This window comes from Pseudomonas sp. B329 (assembly GCF_023127835.1).
GTDB classification, from domain to species: Bacteria; Pseudomonadota; Gammaproteobacteria; order Pseudomonadales; family Pseudomonadaceae; genus Aquipseudomonas; species Aquipseudomonas synxantha_A.
Genome location: NZ_SPKP01000042.1, coordinates 211,648 through 228,705 on the forward strand (window position 1 = coordinate 211,648; position 17,058 = coordinate 228,705).

The 17,058-nt window shown below is 57.7% G+C and carries 19 protein-coding genes; 15 read left to right on the forward strand and 4 right to left on the reverse strand.

Annotation, left to right across the window (positions count from 1 at the left end; all coding sequences use genetic code 11):
- Nucleotides 1-2: 2 nt before the first annotated feature.
- From E4P00_RS19965 to E4P00_RS19975, 3 genes are all read right to left on the reverse strand, one after another.
- Nucleotides 3-593: a hypothetical protein gene (locus E4P00_RS19965; RefSeq protein ID WP_248132625.1), complete on the reverse strand. Its 591-nt coding sequence runs from the start codon at nt 591-593 to the stop codon at nt 3-5.
- A 262-nt stretch (nt 594-855) separates the two neighbouring features.
- Nucleotides 856-2,526: an AAA family ATPase gene (locus E4P00_RS19970; RefSeq protein WP_248132627.1), complete on the reverse strand. Its 1,671-nt coding sequence runs from the start codon at nt 2,524-2,526 to the stop codon at nt 856-858.
- Between the two features lie 46 nt (nt 2,527-2,572).
- A complete protein-coding gene (locus E4P00_RS19975) occupies nt 2,573-3,319 on the reverse strand; it encodes a S24 family peptidase (protein WP_248132629.1) in 747 nt (248 codons plus the stop codon).
- A gap of 566 nt (nt 3,320-3,885) precedes the next feature.
- On the opposite strand from E4P00_RS19975, the gene E4P00_RS19980 reads away from it, so the two are divergent.
- The 4 genes from E4P00_RS19980 to E4P00_RS19995 are packed head-to-tail and all read left to right on the forward strand — an operon-like array spanning nt 3,886 to nt 7,188.
- A complete protein-coding gene (locus E4P00_RS19980) occupies nt 3,886-4,404 on the forward strand; it encodes a phage regulatory CII family protein (protein WP_034127794.1) in 519 nt (172 codons plus the stop codon).
- Nucleotides 4,397-4,624: a TraR/DksA family transcriptional regulator gene (locus tag E4P00_RS19985; protein ID WP_073521651.1), complete on the forward strand. Its 228-nt coding sequence runs from the start codon at nt 4,397-4,399 to the stop codon at nt 4,622-4,624. Before E4P00_RS19980 ends, E4P00_RS19985 begins: the two co-directional genes overlap by 8 nt.
- On the forward strand, nt 4,614-6,830 hold the full coding sequence (locus E4P00_RS19990) for a VapE domain-containing protein (RefSeq protein WP_248132631.1): 2,217 nt from the start codon (nt 4,614-4,616) through the stop codon (nt 6,828-6,830). Before E4P00_RS19985 ends, E4P00_RS19990 begins: the two co-directional genes overlap by 11 nt.
- Entirely contained in the window at nt 6,823-7,188 is a 366-nt protein-coding gene (locus E4P00_RS19995) for a hypothetical protein (protein WP_065929216.1), read from the forward strand. The genes E4P00_RS19990 and E4P00_RS19995 overlap by 8 nt, the downstream gene beginning before the upstream one ends.
- Nucleotides 7,189-7,724: 536 nt before the next feature.
- On the opposite strand, the gene E4P00_RS20000 is transcribed toward E4P00_RS19995, so the two are convergent.
- Nucleotides 7,725-8,087: a hypothetical protein gene (locus E4P00_RS20000; RefSeq protein WP_198848230.1), complete on the reverse strand. Its 363-nt coding sequence runs from the start codon at nt 8,085-8,087 to the stop codon at nt 7,725-7,727.
- Between the two features lie 92 nt (nt 8,088-8,179).
- Between E4P00_RS20000 and E4P00_RS20005 the strand changes: the two genes are divergently transcribed.
- The 11 genes from E4P00_RS20005 to E4P00_RS20055 all read left to right on the forward strand — a co-directional run bounded on the left by E4P00_RS20005 (nt 8,180) and on the right by E4P00_RS20055 (nt 17,055).
- The gene (locus tag E4P00_RS20005; RefSeq protein ID WP_043046669.1) at nt 8,180-8,524 is read left to right on the forward strand and encodes a phage holin family protein; all 345 of its coding nucleotides are present in this window, start codon (nt 8,180-8,182) and stop codon (nt 8,522-8,524) included.
- Nucleotides 8,525-8,729: 205 nt separating this feature from the next.
- The gene (locus E4P00_RS20010) at nt 8,730-9,335 is read left to right on the forward strand and encodes a terminase small subunit (RefSeq protein WP_248132633.1); all 606 of its coding nucleotides are present in this window, start codon (nt 8,730-8,732) and stop codon (nt 9,333-9,335) included.
- A 4-nt stretch (nt 9,336-9,339) separates the two neighbouring features.
- Nucleotides 9,340-11,340: a phage terminase large subunit family protein gene (locus E4P00_RS20015; protein WP_248132635.1), complete on the forward strand. Its 2,001-nt coding sequence runs from the start codon at nt 9,340-9,342 to the stop codon at nt 11,338-11,340.
- A 1-nt stretch (nt 11,341) separates the two neighbouring features.
- Nucleotides 11,342-11,548, forward strand: a complete 207-nt coding sequence (locus E4P00_RS20020; protein WP_248132637.1) for a hypothetical protein — start codon at nt 11,342-11,344, stop codon at nt 11,546-11,548.
- Nucleotides 11,548-13,029 carry a phage portal protein gene (locus E4P00_RS20025; protein WP_248132639.1) on the forward strand — a complete coding sequence of 494 codons (1,482 nt, stop codon included), beginning with the start codon at nt 11,548-11,550 and terminating at the stop codon, nt 13,027-13,029. Before E4P00_RS20020 ends, E4P00_RS20025 begins: the two co-directional genes overlap by 1 nt.
- A complete protein-coding gene (locus E4P00_RS20030; protein ID WP_248132641.1) occupies nt 13,026-14,168 on the forward strand; it encodes a head maturation protease, ClpP-related in 1,143 nt (380 codons plus the stop codon). The genes E4P00_RS20025 and E4P00_RS20030 overlap by 4 nt, the downstream gene beginning before the upstream one ends.
- Entirely contained in the window at nt 14,165-14,503 is a 339-nt protein-coding gene (locus E4P00_RS20035) for a head decoration protein (protein WP_099236005.1), read from the forward strand. Before E4P00_RS20030 ends, E4P00_RS20035 begins: the two co-directional genes overlap by 4 nt.
- A 62-nt stretch (nt 14,504-14,565) precedes the next feature.
- Complete coding sequence (locus E4P00_RS20040; RefSeq protein ID WP_248132643.1) at nt 14,566-15,561, forward strand: major capsid protein; 996 nt, start codon at nt 14,566-14,568, stop codon at nt 15,559-15,561.
- A gap of 2 nt (nt 15,562-15,563) precedes the next feature.
- A complete protein-coding gene (locus E4P00_RS20045; protein WP_248132645.1) occupies nt 15,564-15,884 on the forward strand; it encodes a hypothetical protein in 321 nt (106 codons plus the stop codon).
- Nucleotides 15,881-16,540 carry a hypothetical protein gene (locus E4P00_RS20050; RefSeq protein WP_248132647.1) on the forward strand — a complete coding sequence of 220 codons (660 nt, stop codon included), beginning with the start codon at nt 15,881-15,883 and terminating at the stop codon, nt 16,538-16,540. Before E4P00_RS20045 ends, E4P00_RS20050 begins: the two co-directional genes overlap by 4 nt.
- Nucleotides 16,540-17,055, forward strand: a complete 516-nt coding sequence (locus E4P00_RS20055) for a hypothetical protein (RefSeq protein ID WP_248132649.1) — start codon at nt 16,540-16,542, stop codon at nt 17,053-17,055. Before E4P00_RS20050 ends, E4P00_RS20055 begins: the two co-directional genes overlap by 1 nt.
- Nucleotides 17,056-17,058: the final 3 nt, after the last annotated feature.

Sequence of the window (17,058 nt, forward strand, 5' to 3'; positions counted from 1 at the left end):
TCCTACGCTGCATGCGCGGCAGGTGTAGCTGCTGCGGCCAAGTTGTTGATGGATGCCACGACCATGCCGTACAGCTCCACGTCGGTCCCGTACACGGTGAAGCACTTGGTGCGCGGCGACTTCACGCCGATGCCCATGATGGTGGTGATACCAGAGCGGGTTTTGTTGCGGTGAATCGCCAAGTAGATGGGCAGCTCGAATCCCAGGTCGAGACTGATCGACCCGCCGGTGCGCACAAGCTCGAACACTTGCTGCTTGTGTTCCACATCAAACGCGCCATAGCGACGGTTTGCGTGGAGAGCCGGCAGTGAATCAGGCAGTGCGGTGGGATCGGCCGGGCCATTGGCAATTTCTTCGATGAAGTCGGCCAGTTTGAGGTGCATTTTTTTGCTGTTGGTCAGGGTCAGCGTGTGGCGTTCGCTGCCCAGCTCAACGGTGAAGTGGGTGTCCGCTTTGCTACGTTCAACTTTCAGGCGGAAAGCCAGCACATCACGCCGTGGTGTGGTGCGCAACGTGTGGTTGAAAGTCTCGCTGAGGTTGACTTGGGCATGCAGTAGGGCAAGGGTGCGGTTGTCGAGTTTGAACTTGCTCATGCTGCGTGCCCTCCGCCATTCGGATCGAACGGTGCGGGCGCGGTGCGCTGTTTTAGCTTGGGTTTGGATGCGATGAAGGTGCACCCGCAATCTTGCGCCAGGCGGCGGATCTCGAAGATGCGGAGGGGATTAGCAGCGGCCGGGTGGACGTGCAGTGTGGCTGTGGTGTGCATGGAATTGCCTCGCTCTGTGGTGTGAGAGTGAGGCAATAATAACCTTTGAGGTTAATAAGTCCAGGGCAGAATAACCTTTTGGGTTATTTTTAGCCTGGGATTCCTTTGCGCGTTGGCTCATTAAGCCAATGTCTGATGCCCCTCATGAATAGCCAAACGTCGTCATCACTGGGCTTCATGTAGTGCTGGCTATTCGGATCCTCTCCGATTTTCTCAAACATGCTGATTAGCCACGACGGTCCGTGTCCGCGTACGTCAAGGTCTTTCATCCATGACTCTAGCTCCCCATTTGGTACGATAAACACTCCGTACGAATTCATTTGTTCAATTAAATCTTTTGCGGTTTGTAATTCCTGCCCTTTTAATATTTCAATGCCGCCATCGATTTTCATATTTTTGCCGGATTTCTCGAAATAGCTTTTAACAGTTTGCCGTGTTCCGGCCAATCCATTATGTATTCCTTCCGGAACGCCAGCGCTGGTAAGCAAATTAGTCCAGGTTTTTCCGCCATCTTTGATAGCATCAATGTCAACGATGCCCGCGGCGGGAATTCCCAACTTTCTTAGCGGGGCCATTATTGTCGGAATGGTTTGTTTGTTTTGAGCTTGTATGAACAAGCAGTTTGGAATTCCCCATTCCGGCTTGTATTGGAGGAGCCTTTCGTTTATCTCTTGGTAATAGGCACGATCAGCGTCTGATTCGGTGATAACTACAAATTCATAAAATAGGCCGCTTAGAACTCCGGAGGACCTGAGTAGAGGGTTGCGCATTAATTCTAATATTTCGTGGCTGGGTAATACTCTTGCTGTAGGTATATTTTCTCGGTACGTTAGTCTAATGATTGTGATTGGAGTTCCTGATTGAACGCAACCCATTAGAAAAGCTGGGCTATGGGTCGAAACAAAAACATTTTTTTTGCTAGTTTCTGCTGCGCGGGCTACTTCTAATCCTAACTTAGACGCAAGCGGGGGGTGCAGAAAAGCCTCTGGTTCGTCGATTATGAGTACCTTTGGATCCCCTGCGATCAATTCTACAATTATGCCTGTAAAGGCTTTAATGCCGTCACTTGCGGTATCAATGAGCTGAGCTTGCTTATGAAATTCTAAGGACGCATCGTGCAGCCCACGTTCTGTTGCGTGAGAGTCAGGTGCAGTGGGTGACAACCTAATTCGGAGTGATCCAACCATCGTTGGATCCAGCACAAAGTATCTTTTAAATGCATCATGAATTATTCTTCTAACATCCTCTCTTTTGGCATCGTTTGTAAATAGTATTTGAAAGCTATTAGAGGACGGTGTTAGAAGGTCGAATATCTGCTGAGGGTTGCATATCGTTGTTCTATTTTGACCATTTAGCAGTTTTGTTGTCGGGGCGACAATCACATTGCAGTAAAATGGTCGGTTGTTTATTTCGTTAGGGGCATTGGTTTTTTCCAAAAAGACGTTGTAGTCAAATAAAGTGCCGCCCTTTAGTTTTACTACTTTTGGAATGTGAGCTTTTTCAGATTCGCTGAGTGAAGTTGTTACGGTTGCGATCAACTCCAAGGATTGAGCTGGACTTGGAGATGTAAATGTTATTGTGTTGAGTATATTTTTGGTGTCGGCTTCTCCTAAAGTACAGAACTTATGTATTTCGTTTAGGGCGTTGCTTTTTCCAGAGTTGTTAGGTCCTACAAAAATGACGACGGGTGTGACCTCGATGGACTCGCCAGGTGAACCTGGAGTTCTTCCAAATCGTAGCTTTAATTCTTTTATAATCATGGAATTCCATTTCATCATGGTGTCGTAGAAAAAGAGTTAAAGGAACTCAAAGGTCAGATATTTTCCAGCGAGCACGGCCACAAATAGTCCACTCTTCAGTCATTCGAATTATGCGCTCCGGCCAATCAGGGTTTAGAGCGTATAGGTACTGCTCATTTCCTTCCTGTTTCAGCTGCTTAAGAGTCGCAGCATCATCTCTCGTTCTTTTAGCTGCTACGAAATGACCGGGCAAAGCTTCAAGCGATGGGTCAATAACGATCTTGTCCCCTTCAAGAAATTTCGGCTCCATACTTACCCCCTCCACACGAAGGATGAAAGCCCGTGGACCAACAGGGCCAGGAGCATCAATCCACTCTTCTGCGTCACGCGGATCGAAATTACCTTGTGCTTCACACCATGCCCCAGCGGCAATTGAGCCTATGACCGGCAATTTGCGGCCTGTGTGGCTTAGCACTGTGGTGCGATTGAGTTCATCGAGGCCGTAGGGCATGTCGAGATAGCCATTATGAAGGTTTAGGGCCTTTTCAATCTCACGAGCTATCTGATCTCCGATGCCTTTCGTGGGGTTTTTACCTCCAAACGCGCTCACCTGCGCAGGAGCTTTATCTAAACGCTCAGCAATGTCAGTCAGGCGGAGTTTTTTCTCAGCAATGACTCTTCGGAAATTTTGTAGGCGGGTATCTGAAATTTTCATGTGCTGATTCTGGCTATGTTCACCTTTAAGGTGAATATCCATTTTGGTGTTGAAAAAAGTAACCTCATGGGTTAATTTGGTTTCTAGGAGGTAAACCAAGTGAAGCTACGCGACTACATTAGCCATCTAGATGCTGAGTCATTAACTGCATATGCGCGACGGTGCCGGATTGCAACGAGCTATCTGCGACTCCATGTCAAATATGCAAGTAAAGACCCTAGCGTCTCATTGATAAAGTCTTTAACCAGAGAAAGTGAAGGGAACGTATCGCTTGCTGAGGTGCTGGAGCACTTCGGCATTACTTAGACGAATTCAAGGTCCAAGGCTGCAGCGTAGATAGAAAAAAGGCGACCCAAGGGGCCGCCCAGTTCCTCCCGGCACACACCACCACAGTGCTGTCGGGTCGCGACGAAGGTAGGAGGGCACACCACATGCAAACCACCTCCCTTTATCGCGCTGCCAAGACACGGATGTCTTGGGTTGCTGCCTTTTCCACCACAGATTAGGCAGCTGTTGCGCCAGAGGTGAGCAACGGATTGTTCGCCTCGGCACGGTGCCGGTTTCGATCCCTAGATCTAGCCGGCGTTTGGGCCCTTTCAAGCCACGCGGCAAATGTATCACCACTACACGTCGCGGGGCACTGGCAACTTAGTAGGATTAATGCCATGAGCCGAGTAGCTTTAAGCTGTGTTGATCGAGCGCAAAAGGAAGTACTGACGCTTGAATTAGCCCTGTACCACGCCGCACGGGACTATCCCGGCGGTGCCGCAGCAATCGCCGCCACCACCGGCCGCAATGCCACCACGCTGCAGCACAAGTTGTCTCCCACCCATCCCTCGCACACCGTCAACATCCAGGAGTTCGGCGAGATCCTCGAACTGACCAAGGACCGCCGCATTCTCGATGCGGTGCACGCCCTTGTCGGCGATACGATCTGGCAGGAACTGGCTGAGGCGTACACCAATGACATGCCTGAGACCCTGACCACGGGTATCGCCATGTTTTTCCGGCAGGTCGCCGATTTGTCCGAAACCTGGGCCAAGCACATTGGCGACGGCAAGGTCGATGACCGTGAGCTGGCTGAGATACGCCAGTTGGTGTTTCGTGGCATTCAGGGGTTGCTGGGCATGTACAACCGCGCCCGCTACGTCAACCAGACGACTTGTGGGGTGGAACGTGGCTGATATCGCTGACTTCGCAAATGACCTGGTGCAAGAGCGCATTGATCAGGCCGTCGCTGCACGCTTGGCACTGATTTCCAACACGGCTCAGCATTCGCTGATGTTCTGTGACGAATGCGATGGTCCCATCCCCGAGGCCCGTCGTTTGGCACAGCCCGGTTGCACACTCTGCATAGAGTGCAAGACCGTCGATGATCAGAGGGCTTCCCGTTATGCTCGATGATGTGATCAATCAGTTCGCGGACTATGGTCTTGAGCCCGCTCAACCCTTGGTATTCGGCAAGCTCACCCGCTGCAAAACCACCCAGGACAAAGGCAAGGAAAAAAACGGCTGGTACGTCATCCATGAACACCGTACCGAAAAAAACGAGGCGCTGATCTTCGGCAGCTTCGGCGACTGGCGTTCTGGCGATACCCAAAAGATCAAGGTCAAGCCCGGACGCATGAGTCCTGAAGAGCGCGAAGTCATGCGCGCTCGCCAGGAAGATGCCAAGCGTAAGGCTGCCGAGATCGCGGCCAACGCATCACGCCGAGCGGCCAACCGTGCTGCCGGCCTGTTCAAGCGCATGCCCGAAAAGGGCAAGAGCGCCTATCTGGATCGAAAGCAGATCGTTGGCTTCAAGGTTCGCTATGCGCCACGTTCTGGCGCATTTTTGGTGCCCATGTGCAACGTCCGTGACCAGATCGTCGGCCTGCAGGTGATCTTCCCGGTCAAGCAAGAAGACACCGGTCGGGATAAACAGTACTGGCCGCACGGTATGTCAAAAGAGGGCGCTTTCCACCTGATCGGTCCCCACCCCGAGCCCGGCGAACCGGTGCTGGTGTGTGAGGGCTACGCCACAGGCGCAAGCCTGCACATGGCGACTTCGCTCACTGTCGCCATCGCCTTCGACGCGGGCAACCTGCTGCCTGTCTCCAAGGCAATGCGCGAGCGTTTTCCCGGCTGCCCGCTGATCATATGTCGCGATGACGACTGGAAAACCAAGCGCCCCAACGGTGACCCTTGGAACCCAGGCGAAGAGAAGGCCAACAACGCCGCGCTGGTTGTCGGCGGTCAAGTCGTCGCCCCTATGTTCTCCGGCGAGCGCGAGATCAAGTGGACCGACTTCAACGACCTGCACGTAGCCGAGGGGTTGGAGTCTGTGCGCCGCCAGGTGCTTGCGGTGGTCAAGCCTCCCGCAGCGGGTGGCTGGAAGGACCAACTAGCCCGCACCGAAAACGGCTCTTTGATTGCGCACATGCAAAACGTTGAGCTGATCCTGGGCAATGACGAACGTTGGGCCGGTGTCATCGGCTACAGCGTGTTCAGCTCCAAGATCGTCAAGCTGCGGTCTGCGCCTTTCGGCGGCGGTGCCGGCGACTGGGCCGACATTGACGACATGCGAGTGATGAAGTGGCTCGCGCAGCAATACAACCTGCGGGTCAAAGCTTCCCATGTGATTGAGGCGGTCAGCGTGGTTGCCCACGACCATGCCTTCCACCCGGTGCGTGAGTACCTGGAGAAGCTGGAGTGGGATCGCATGCCACGCATTGAAACCTGGCTGACCGACGTGTTGGGCGTTCAAGCCAGTGAGTACTCGGCCAAGGTTGGTAAGCGCTGGCTTATCTCGGCTGTTGCCCGTGTGATGCGTCCGGGCTGCAAGGCCGACTCTGTGATGATTCTCGAAGGCGGGCAGGGCGCCGGTAAGTCCACGGCCATGGGCGTCCTCGGCGGCGAGTGGTTCATGGACACGCCCTTTGCCCTCGGTGATAAGGACAGCTTCCAGGCGATTCGCGGCAAATGGATTGTCGAGCTGGGCGAGCTGGACAGCTTCAACAAGGCGGAAAGCACCAAGGCTAAACAGTTCTTTTCCGCGTCCACCGACACCTACCGAGAGAGCTATGGCCGCAGAACGAATGACGTGCCACGCCAGTGTGTTTTCGTGGGCACCACCAACCAAGAGGAGTACCTCAAGGACGCCACGGGTAACCGTCGTTACTGGCCGGTGTTCTGCAACAAGGTCGATCTGGAGCAACTGCGCGAGATCCGCGATCAGCTATGGGCCGAGGCGCTGTTCTGCTTTGAAGCGGGCGATATCTGGTGGGTGAACAAGGACGAGTCCAAGATGTTCGCCGAGGCTCAAGACGAGCGCTTTGTGGTGGATGAATGGGAAGGGCCGATCCTGGCCTGGATGGAAGAATCCCAGATCGGGGAGACCGCCACCGGCAACGAGATCCTGACCCAGGCGCTGAAGCTGGACTTCGGACATTGGGGCAAGCCCGAGCAGATGCGGGTCGGGGCGATCATGCACCGGCTGGGCTGGCGCAAGCGGCGTATGCCTGCTCTGCCAAAAAGCGGTGTGCGGCCATGGGCCTATGAAAAGCCTGCGGGCTGGGGGCGTGCGTCTGCGTTGCAGCAGGCGGTGATCGAGGAGCCTTGCTTTGATTAAGCGAATCGATGAGATGCTCAAACTCTGGGCGCAGGATCTGCATTCGCCTGTGCCGGACGGCGCTGGCGGGCCGAGTGGCGGCAATATGATCGCCATGCTGATGGAGTGCAAAGGTGAGTTGATACGCGGCACACGGGGTAGTCGGGTGCTGCTGGATGAGTCGGCCGACATAGAGTTGATCGTCAACAAGCACTTGCCGCCGCAGCTGTCGGTAGTCGTGCGTGAGCACTACTGCAACCACGAAAGCTTCCTGTCGCAGAAGTACACCCACTGCGGATGCAGCCGGGATACCTATTATCAGCGGCTCCATGAGGCACACCTGCACATTGCCGGCATGCTGATGGGGAAGGCTGCATGATCCTCGGCATCACTCCGCGTGCCTCTGTCCTACTGTCCTGCTTTGTCCGACTGTCATTTGGCGCAGTTGGACAGGCGCAGGCCGCGCCGTTGCTGGGCCGTCCTACTGTCCAACCTTCACCCTCCCCACGCACACATGAGCATAGCGGGCACGTAGTCGCGCCCATGGCGCGTACGCGTGCTTTTAACTTTCTCTCTATACACAAGAGAAAAGAAATAAAGGTAGGACAGTAGGGCAGAACCCCGTATTTAGGCGCCTGTAGCTGTCCTACTCCGATCTAGAATAGTGGGACAAGTAAGACAGGGCACTAGAAGCGATAGCCGAATGAATGCGTTATCCCTGCGTTGCACCTGCGTCATACCTGTATTGCACCCGTATTGCGCTATGGCATTAAAACTCCCTTGCTGCCACCGGAATCCACCTGTAAAAAGTACCCATCTTCGATAGGTGCGACCGCAAGCAGCGGGACACACCACCACACTGAACCCGGCCATTGCGCCGGGTTTTTGCGTTTATGGGGGGCGGAGGTGATTTTTTCAGTTCTCGGAGGGTTCGGCTTTTTCGGCTCTTTCCTTAAGCACTGTCGCTCGCCAAATAGCAGCGAACAGAGTTCCGGCGCCAAGGAACACGAAGAAATTCATGAAATATACAAAGAGTTCGATCACTTCAATTCTGCTCACTGGCCCAACCGACGTTGCAAAGGTTGCAAAACCATATGCACTTCTAGCCATTACGAATGCCACCATGACCAATACGGCTGCTTTGAAGCCGAATGACCGAATCTTCCGTATCTGCATTGCCGCACTCTCTCTGCTCGCGGGGCTGGCGAACAGCCAAGCAACGATACCGCCTGAGATTACAGACGCGATGACTGTTTGAACGAAAAGCGATGTATCCACCTGATTCTCCTTGAATCGTAGTTGGGGCGAATGAGCAAACCTTATCAAAGAACCCGGTTTGAAAGCCGGCTTCTGCATTTCTGGAGTTGTGTATGACGAACGAGCAGCAAGCGCTTATTGATATGCCGATCTGGATGGTGATCGTGCTGTCCCTGGTCGGCGGCATATCCGGCGAGGCATGGCGAGCCGACAAAGCGGGGGTAAGCGGCTGGTCTTTGATTCGCCGCTTGCTCCTTCGGTCCGGGGCCTGCGTGGTCTGCGGGCTTTCCACCATGATGTTGCTGCACGCTTCGGGCATGTCGGTCCTGGCGGCAGGGAGCATCGGATGCCTCACCGCGATGGCCGGCGCCGATGTCGCCATCGGGCTGTATGAACGCTGGGCCGCCAAGCGGTTGGGCGTGTGCGATGTGCCGCCCTCGGGAAGCGGTCAGGCATGACGCCCTGGAGGCCTCGGAATACGAGGCCTGTAGGGGGGTGCGTCAAAATGGTGCGCCGAGAGTCGCCGGGGACCCTGGCGGCATTCGAGGGACACGGGGCATGAAACCCGCGGGAAAGCGTTAGCGGCAGGGCTGCCAGCTTACTGAAATTCAATCCATTGAAATTGAAAGGTTTCCATTGAAAAGCCGTTGAAAAGGAGGGCTTATGACGGATCCACAGTTCCTGTCTAAAAGCGCTTTCGCGGTTCGCATCGGCAGGACGCCGAGCTACATCACCTGGCTGAAAGACAACAACCGCCTGGTGCTGTCGCCGGATGGCAAGAAGGTCGACGTGCTGGCAACAGAAGCACTGATCCTCGAAACCGCCGACCCCAGCAAGGCCGCCGTCGCGGCTCGACACCAGCAAGACCGGCTCCAGCGTGACGTTTACAGCCAACTGTCCCCCATGGTCGAGCCGACTAGCACGGCTGCGCCGCCGCAGCCTGCTGGCGCGAAAAGCGGGCAACCCGACTTCCAGAAGGCTCGCGCACACCGAGAGTACTACCTGGCCCAACTGGCCGAAGCCGAGTTTCACAAGGTGCAGGGCTCGCTGGTGGATATGAAGGCGGTCACCGCCGGGGCCTACAACGCCGGACGCATGCTGCGCGATCAGTTGCTTAGTATGCCCCCGCAATTGGCCCCAGAACTGGCGGCGATGTCCGACCCTTGGGAGATTGAGCAGCGCCTGACCAAGGCGCTGCGGCTGTCTCTTGAAGAGGCCGAGCGCATGTCTTCGGCTGATCTTGAACGCGATTTGATTACTACGAGTTAGCCCCATGCATACGGAAAAACCTGACGGCGCTGAGGTGTACCGTGAGGCGTATTTCCGTGGGCTGCGTCCAGACCCCAGCCTCTGGGTGGACGAGTGGGCCGACGAGTACATGCGCATCCCGCGTGATACCGGCGCCGCCGAGCCAGGGAAATATCGCACCGTTCGAACGCCCTACGCACGCGAGCCGATGCGTTGCTTATCACCGGCTCACCCGTGCAAGCGCGTGGTCACCATGGTTGCCTCGCAACTGATGAAAACCCAGATCGCCTTGAACTGGATCGGCGCGTTAATCCACATGGTGCCGTCGAACATCCTCACGCTGCTGCCAAGCTTGGGTCTGGCAAAGCGGGTGTCTTCGCGTATCGGTAAGACGATCAAGGCCACCCCGGTGTTGCGCGAACGAGTGGCGGCGAGCCGCTCGCGGGACTCGCGCAACACCATGGACACCAAGGAGTTCGAAGGCGGCTCGCTGTACGTCACCACAGCCGGCTCTGCGGCCAACTTGGCCGAGCTGTCGGCGCGCTATGTGTACGGCGATGAGATTGACCGCTGGGAAGTCGACGTAGGCGAAGAGGGCGACCCCATCGAGCTGGCGGAGACGCGGGGCAGTACCTTCGGGCGCAATGCCAAGTTCTACTTCTCCAGTTCGCCGACGATCAAGGGCGCCTCGCGCATAGACGATCTGTTCGAGGGTAGCGACCAGCGTTACTACTACGTGCCGTGCCCGACCTGCGGACACATGCAAACTTTGGAGTGGGAGCGGCTGCATTACTCCCAGGACTTCAGCGTCGTGCATTACGAGTGCGCCGCGCCTGACTGCGACGTGCTGATCGAGGAGCATCACAAGGGCGATATGCTCGCCCGTGGTGAGTGGCGTGCCCATGCCAAGGGCGACGGCGAGACGGTCGGCTTCCACCTTAACGCGCTGTATTCACCGTTGGGCTGGACGGGCTGGAAGTCGCTGGCGAAGCAATTCGAGAAGGCGAAAAAGGCCCAGGCCAAAGGCGACCTTGAACCCATGCAGGTGTTCTACAACACCCGTCTGGCTAAGGTGTGGGACAGCGCGCAAGAACAGACTAAGGCTTCGGTGCTGATAGAGCGAGCGCGTAAAGAAGGGTTCTCCCTCGGTGCGATGCCCGCCGCCGTGATGATGATCACGGGCGCCGTCGACGTTCAGGCCGACCGCCTGGAGTTCATGGCGATGGGCTGGGGCGTGGGCATGGAACGCTGGGTCATCGATCACAGGGTGATTGCGGGCGACCCGTCAGACGAACGCACCTGGGCAGTGCTGGATGAACTGCTGAAAGAGCGGTACCGGCATCCGTGCGGTGTCGGCCTGGGCATTCTCGCGGTTGCGGTCGACTCCGGTGGTCACCACACCGACGAGGTCTACCAGTTCTGCCGCGTGCGGCGCTGGCGCAACATCTTCGCCATCAAGGGGGCGAGCAAACCTGGTAAGCCGGTAATCGCTCAGCGGCCGTCCATGGTGGATGTGACCTGGAAGGGCCAGACCGAACGCGGCGGCGCCGAGCTGTGGTTTGTCGGTACCGACACTGCAAAGGACTGGATCTACAACCGCTACCCGTTCGAATCCGGGCCCGGCGCGCTGCACTTTGCCAACGATCTACCGGACGAGTTCTTCGCCCAGTGCGTGGCCGAGCGCAAGGTCGCCAAGTACGTGCGGGGTCACAAGCGCATCGAGTGGATCAAGGGCAAGGCCGAGCGCAACGAAGCCCTCGACCTGATGGTGTATTGCCTGGCGATGGCTCATTACCTCGGCATCAACCGTTATCAGGAACACGACTGGGACCGTGTGCGTAACTCGCTGGCCCAGGCCGGATTGTTCGATGAAAAGGTGGTCGCCGCCGAACGTATCACGATCGCCGAGCAGGCTCCCGCGACACCGCAAGTGACGCCGCAACCCGTTGCCCCTGTCGCCCAACCGCGACTCGCTGCACCCCCACAACGCCGCAGCTCCACCAGCGGTTACCTGAAGAGACGCTGATATGTCGTTTACTCCGAAGCACCTCGAAACCATCGAGCGCGCCATCGCACGCGGTGAAAAGATCGTGCGCTACAGCGACCGCACGGTGGAATACCGCTCCATCGACGAACTGCTCAAGGCCCGCGACGAGATCCGCACGTCGCTGACCAACGCAGCCGGGCCGCGCTCTCGCGTGGTTCGACTCATGCATGGAGGCAAGGGACTCTAATGGCACGACACTATCCGACGCTGACCCGTAATGGATTCTTGCTGCCGTCGAACATCAAGGCCAGTTACGAAGGCGCGGGTGAGGGCCGACGCTCGGCCAGTTGGGAAGCCACCGACAACGGCATCAACAGCATCAACACTCCGGCGCTGCGTAACTTGCGGGCGCGTTCACGGGCGGCGGTGCGCAATGACCCGTACGCCTTCAATGTCATCGACAAGCGCGTCAGCAATCTGATCGGCACCGGCATCACGCCCAGGCCGACCACGGATGACGCGGAACTGCGCAAACTCCAACAGCAGCTGTGGGACGACTGGGTTGACGAAGCGGACGCCGATGAGCTGACCGACTTCTACGGCATGCAGGCCCTGGTCGCGCGCACGGTTGAAACGGCCGGTGAGTGCTTTGTGCGATTGCGGCCGCGCAGCCTCAGTGAGGGGCTAGCGGTGCCGCTACAACTGCAGGCGCTGGCACCTGAGTTTGTCCCACATGACAAGTTCGAGACGGCCAAAAACGGCAACGTCATCCGCGCCGGGATCGAGTTCAACCCGGCCGGCAAGCGCGTAGCGTATTGGATGTACTTGTCGCACCCACGCGATTCATCGTCGCTGAATGCCGGGTACAACCAGTTGGTGCGGGTGCCGGCGCCGCAGGTGCTGCACATCTTCGAACCGATGGAGCCAGGGCAACTTCGCGGTGTGCCGCGTCTGGCACCGGTATTGAAAAGATTGCGCAGCCTGGACAACTACGACGACGCGGTGCTGTTTCGCCAGGAGGTGGCAAATCTGTTTGCTGGCTTCATCAAGCGCCCCGCGCCGGACAGCGGGCACCAACCGCGTGACCCAGTAACTGGGCAACTGCTGACCACCGACCGCGACGGCTTCACACCGATGGTGGCCCTGGAGCCCGGCACCATGCAGGAGCTGGGGCCAGGTGAAGAGGTGGAGTTCTCCAAACCACCGGACGCCGGCAACAACTACGCGGATTTCATGCGGCAGCAGCTGATGGCTGCGGCGGCGGGTTCGGGCACGCCGTACGAGATCCTTACCGGCGATATGCGCGAGGTCAACGACCGGGCGCTGCGGGTAGTGCTCAACGAGTTCCGGCGGCGCTTGGAGCAACTGCAATTCGGCGTCTACGTGCATCAGCTGTGTCGTCCGGTGCGCGCTGCTTGGATGGACATGGCAGTGCTGTCCGGCGCTATGGTGCTGGAGGACTACGCGCAACGTCGGCGCGAATACCTGCGCACACGCTGGGTGCCACAAGGCTGGGCCTACATTCAGCCGGTGCAGGACGTCCAGGCGCGGCGGATGGAAGTGCAGGCGGGCTTCGGTTCACGCAGCGAGATGTGTCTGCGCAACGGCTACGACGCGGAAACCATCGACGCGGAAAACGCGGCCGACCTCGCCAGGTCCACGGAACTGGGCCTCAACTACACCACGCTTGATGCCATCGAGCCGATTGATGACAAGGAACAACCATGAGTAAAAAAGCGATCCCGCGCATTTATGACAAGGCTGGCAAGCAGGTCAAAGTCGCGGATAAAAGTTGGTACACCTTCCAGGCCAGCGGTGAAGCCGAGCAACAGACCATTGAGGTCTTTGTATACGGCGAGATCGGCACCTGGGGTGTCAGCGCAAATCAGTTTGTTCAGGACCTGCGGGCTATGGATGACGGCGCTTCTCCGGTCGTTGTGGCGTTCAACAGCATCGGCGGCGACCTGTTCGACGGCCTGGCTATTCACAACGCGCTGTCGCGCTTGGGCGAACGCTGTACCGGGCGCATTGACGCGCTGGCGGCCAGCGCGGCCAGTGTTGCCGTGTGTGGCGCTCACCGGGTGGTCATCGCGGCCAATGCCATGCTGATGATCCACAACCCCTACACCTTTACTGGCGGTGATGCCGATGACTTCCGGCGTGTCGCCGACGTGCTGGACCAGACACTGGAAGCGATTATTGCGGCCTACAAGTCCAAAGCGCCCGACATCGACGAGGCCGAGCTGCGGCGCATGGTCAACGCCGAGACCTGGTTGACCGCCAATGAGGCGGTGGCGCTAGGCCTTGCGGATGAAGTGGGCGACGGGCTGAAGGTGAAAGCCTGCCTCGGTCAGGGCAGCGTTTTGCAGCGCTTCCAGAATGCCCCCGCTGAATTGCGGGCCCAGTTGGACGAAGAGCCGGATGTCGAACCGACTGATCCTGTAAACCCTGAGGATCCAGCACCCGTATTGGACGCTGCCGGATTGGCGTTGATGGTTACCAAGGGGTGTGCGGCGGCAGGCATTAGCAACCTGGTGGACCCGATACTCGCTTCGACGAAGCTGGAAAGCGAAGCGGTAGTCACTGCGGCGCTGACCAAGGCGAAAGCGCTGCACGGGCTGTGTGTCGCGGCACGATTGCCGGAACTGACCGGCGAATTTCTGGCTGCCGGTCTGGATGAAGCAGCTGTCAGGGCGCGCCTGTTCGACAAGCTGGTAAGCAGCGGCGGCGGTTTTGAAATCAACAACAGTCTGCCGCTCGACAATGATCCGGCACCCACTATCAAGGCCAAACAGGTCGACAGTCATTCAATCTGGGCAAGCCGGCAGGCGGCGCAGAACGGAACCTCGAAAGGAGTAAGAGCATGAAAATTGAATCGATGCATGCGGGCGAGTTCCTGCTGTCTGAAGGCCCCGGCACTATTTCACGCGAAGCAATCAACGTCGCCGCCGGGCCGGCGTTGGAGCCGGGCCAGATCCTTGGGCTGGTGACTGCTACGGGCGAGTTTGCACCCTATCAGCCGACAGCTGAGGACGGCTCTGAAAACGCTATCGCGATCCTCTACGGTCCGCTGGGGCAGTCTGATGTGGTTCGTCGCGGCCGCGCCATCGTGCGTCAGGCCGAAGTCAGCGAAGTCCACTTGACCGGCCTCGACCCCGCAGCCGAAAAGGCCCTTGCCGCCCATTTCGTGATCGTGCGTTAAGACGCTCACCTCATTTATCCATCCCGCCGAGCGCGGGATTTTTCGTTTCTGGAGAGTACCCCATGGCCGATATCGCCATTTTTGAAGACGATGCATTCAGCGTCTCCTCGCTGACCGCTGCAATCAATGAGCAGCAATATCTGCCGGGCCGCATCAGCAGCCTTGGCCTGTTCCGCGAAGAGGGCATCAGCACGCTGACCGTGCAGATCGAGAAAGACGGCGACACCCTGGCCCTGGTGCCAGCGGGTGAGCGTGGTACCTCGGGCCTGGTGGTCGGCGGGACTAAGCGTATGTTGATTCCGTTCAACACCGTACATCTGCCTGAGCGCTTCACCATCAAGGCAGATGAGATCCAGGGTATCCGCGCCTTCGGCTCTCTTACCGAGTTGCAGGCCGTGCAGGATGTAGTCAACAAGCGTCTGGGTAAGGCACGCCGCCAATTGGATGCCACCCACGAGTTTCAACGCATGGGTGCATTGAACGGGACGGTGCTGGACGCGGACGGCAAGACGGTACTGTTGGACATCTATGATCGTTTCGGTGTCGAGCGACAGAGGCTTCCCATGGAACTTGGTAACCCTGCCACCGAGATCCGGGTGAAGTGTGGCGAAGCCTTGGATATGCAGGAGGAAGCGTTGGGCAGCGTAACTACTACTGGCTCTCGCGCCTTCTGTGGCAAAAACTTCTGGAACAAGCTGCTCGTCCATAAGTCGGTAAAAGAAACCTACCTCAACACCATGCAGGCGGCTGCTCTGCGCGGTGATGCCCGCGAAAGTTTCGAGTTCGGCGGGATCGTCTGGGAGCGCTATCGCGGCAAGGTTGCCGGCGTTGCGTTTGTCCACGACGACAAAGCACTGCTGGTACCCGAGGGCGTCCCTGATCTGTACATCTCGTCCTTCGCACCGGCCGACTACATGGAGACGGTCAACACCCAGGGCATCCCGTACTACAGCAAGATCGAGCCGCTGCCTTTCAATAAGGGTGTGGCCGGCGAAGCCCAGTCCAACCCGCTGCACCTGTGCACGCGGCCTCGCGCGCAGATCCTGCTGGAGATGTGATCGTGGCCTTCCGCGATCTGATCGACGACATCGACGAAGTGGTCTTCGAAACATTGGGCGATAGCGCGCGGATCGAGGGCCGTAAAGAGCCGGTGCTTGGCATGTTTGCCGCGCCCTGGTTGCAGCCGAAGCTCGGCAAGCTCAATACCGGCTTGCGTGAGCCTCGGTTTGAGATCCGCGTCAGTGATTCGGAAGGCTTGAAACGCGGGCTTTTGGTCAGCATCGACTTGCCCGCCCTGGACGGCGGCGGCGATTACGACTTGCTGCAGTTGGAACCGAGCGGCGACGGTCTGGTCGCCTTGATCCTAAGGTTACGCCCATGAGCATCGGTAGCTATGTCAAACCCACGGCAGGCGGCGGGATGATCTCGATCCAGTCGTCAGCTGCAGATATCCAGGCGTTTCAGGACTTCGCCAAGTTGGTGCCCAAGGCAGCTGCGGCGGCTCACCGACGCGCGATCAACAAGACGTTGGGCTGGTTGCGAACGCACATTGCCCGAGCAGTCAGTAGGCAGGAACGCATTGCCGTCGCGGCGGTGCGTCAAAGGTTGCGCAGCTACCCGGTGTCAGGCGGGGCAGCGAGCGGCAAGCTGTGGTTCGGCTTAAATGCCATCGAGTCCAGCCGGATCGGCCGGGCGAGGCAAACCGGCAGCGGTGTGTCGGTGGCGGGGCGGCGTTATCAAGGCGCGTTTCTCAAGAAGGTCTACGGCAACAAGCCAGACATTTGGATTCGCACTGCGAGCAAGCATTTTAATGCTGATGATTACCCAGATAGCACGGTATCCGCTGGTCGCGGTGCAAGTTCTGGATGGGTCGCAGAAAATGGAAGTCGTTTTCCATTAGCGAAAGCCAAGGTATCTCTGGAACAAGCCCGTCCGCACTTTGAAAGCTGGGTACAAAAGGCGGACGAGCGTCTGTTGGAGGTCCTGCAGCAGGAGCTCAACTTCGAACTACAGAAATACTTGAAGAGGATCGGTTAATGGCTGACCAACCTTTTAGCCTGGACCAGCTTTACCGGGCCGTCGAGCAACACCTGGTGAGCCATCTGCCAGGGGTTCAGACGGTAAGTGCCTGGCCAGACATTCAGGATCGCATCGCGTTACCGGCGGTCTTTCTGGAGCTGGCCGAGATCGAGCCCGGTACCGATATCGGCACGGGTGAAACCACATTGGTGTGTAAGTTCGAGGCACGTATCGTCGTCGACCCGATCTATCCTCTGCATCAGCAACAGGCGGTGCAGCTGGCTACCCAACTTGCGGTCCTACTCCGGGCTCAGACCTGGGGGCTGGAAGTCGAGCCGGCAGAGTTCGTTCAGGCACTACAGGACTGGACCCAGCCAGTGTTGGATGGTTACACCGTTTGGCTGGTGGAATGGACGCAGCAGGTGTACCTCGGCCCTGAAGAGTGGCCTTGGCCCGATCAGCCGTCCGGCATGCTGTTGTTTGGCTTTAACAACGACGTCAAAGAGGACTTTGTTCCAGCGGAGGATTTGTGAGCG

Bases quoted from the DNA above. Each gene is read 5' to 3' on its own strand.
- E4P00_RS20030 (WP_248132641.1), top strand. From the start codon at position 13,026: ATGAGTAAAAAAGCGATCCCGCGCATTTATGACAAGGCTGGCAAGCAG.
- E4P00_RS20025 (WP_248132639.1), top strand. From the start codon at position 11,548: ATGGCACGACACTATCCGACGCTGACCCGTAATGGATTCTTGCTGCCG.
- E4P00_RS19970 (WP_248132627.1), bottom strand. From the start codon at position 2,526: ATGATTATAAAAGAATTAAAGCTACGATTTGGAAGAACTCCAGGTTCA.
- E4P00_RS20040 (WP_248132643.1), top strand. From the start codon at position 14,566: ATGGCCGATATCGCCATTTTTGAAGACGATGCATTCAGCGTCTCCTCG.
- E4P00_RS20050 (WP_248132647.1), top strand. From the start codon at position 15,881: ATGAGCATCGGTAGCTATGTCAAACCCACGGCAGGCGGCGGGATGATC.
- E4P00_RS20020 (WP_248132637.1), top strand. From the start codon at position 11,342: ATGTCGTTTACTCCGAAGCACCTCGAAACCATCGAGCGCGCCATCGCA.
- E4P00_RS20010 (WP_248132633.1), top strand. From the start codon at position 8,730: ATGACGGATCCACAGTTCCTGTCTAAAAGCGCTTTCGCGGTTCGCATC.
- E4P00_RS20005 (WP_043046669.1), top strand. From the start codon at position 8,180: ATGACGAACGAGCAGCAAGCGCTTATTGATATGCCGATCTGGATGGTG.
- E4P00_RS19980 (WP_034127794.1), top strand. From the start codon at position 3,886: ATGAGCCGAGTAGCTTTAAGCTGTGTTGATCGAGCGCAAAAGGAAGTA.
- E4P00_RS20055 (WP_248132649.1), top strand. From the start codon at position 16,540: ATGGCTGACCAACCTTTTAGCCTGGACCAGCTTTACCGGGCCGTCGAG.
- E4P00_RS19965 (WP_248132625.1), bottom strand. From the start codon at position 593: ATGAGCAAGTTCAAACTCGACAACCGCACCCTTGCCCTACTGCATGCC.
- E4P00_RS20035 (WP_099236005.1), top strand. From the start codon at position 14,165: ATGAAAATTGAATCGATGCATGCGGGCGAGTTCCTGCTGTCTGAAGGC.
- E4P00_RS19990 (WP_248132631.1), top strand. From the start codon at position 4,614: ATGCTCGATGATGTGATCAATCAGTTCGCGGACTATGGTCTTGAGCCC.
- E4P00_RS20015 (WP_248132635.1), top strand. From the start codon at position 9,340: ATGCATACGGAAAAACCTGACGGCGCTGAGGTGTACCGTGAGGCGTAT.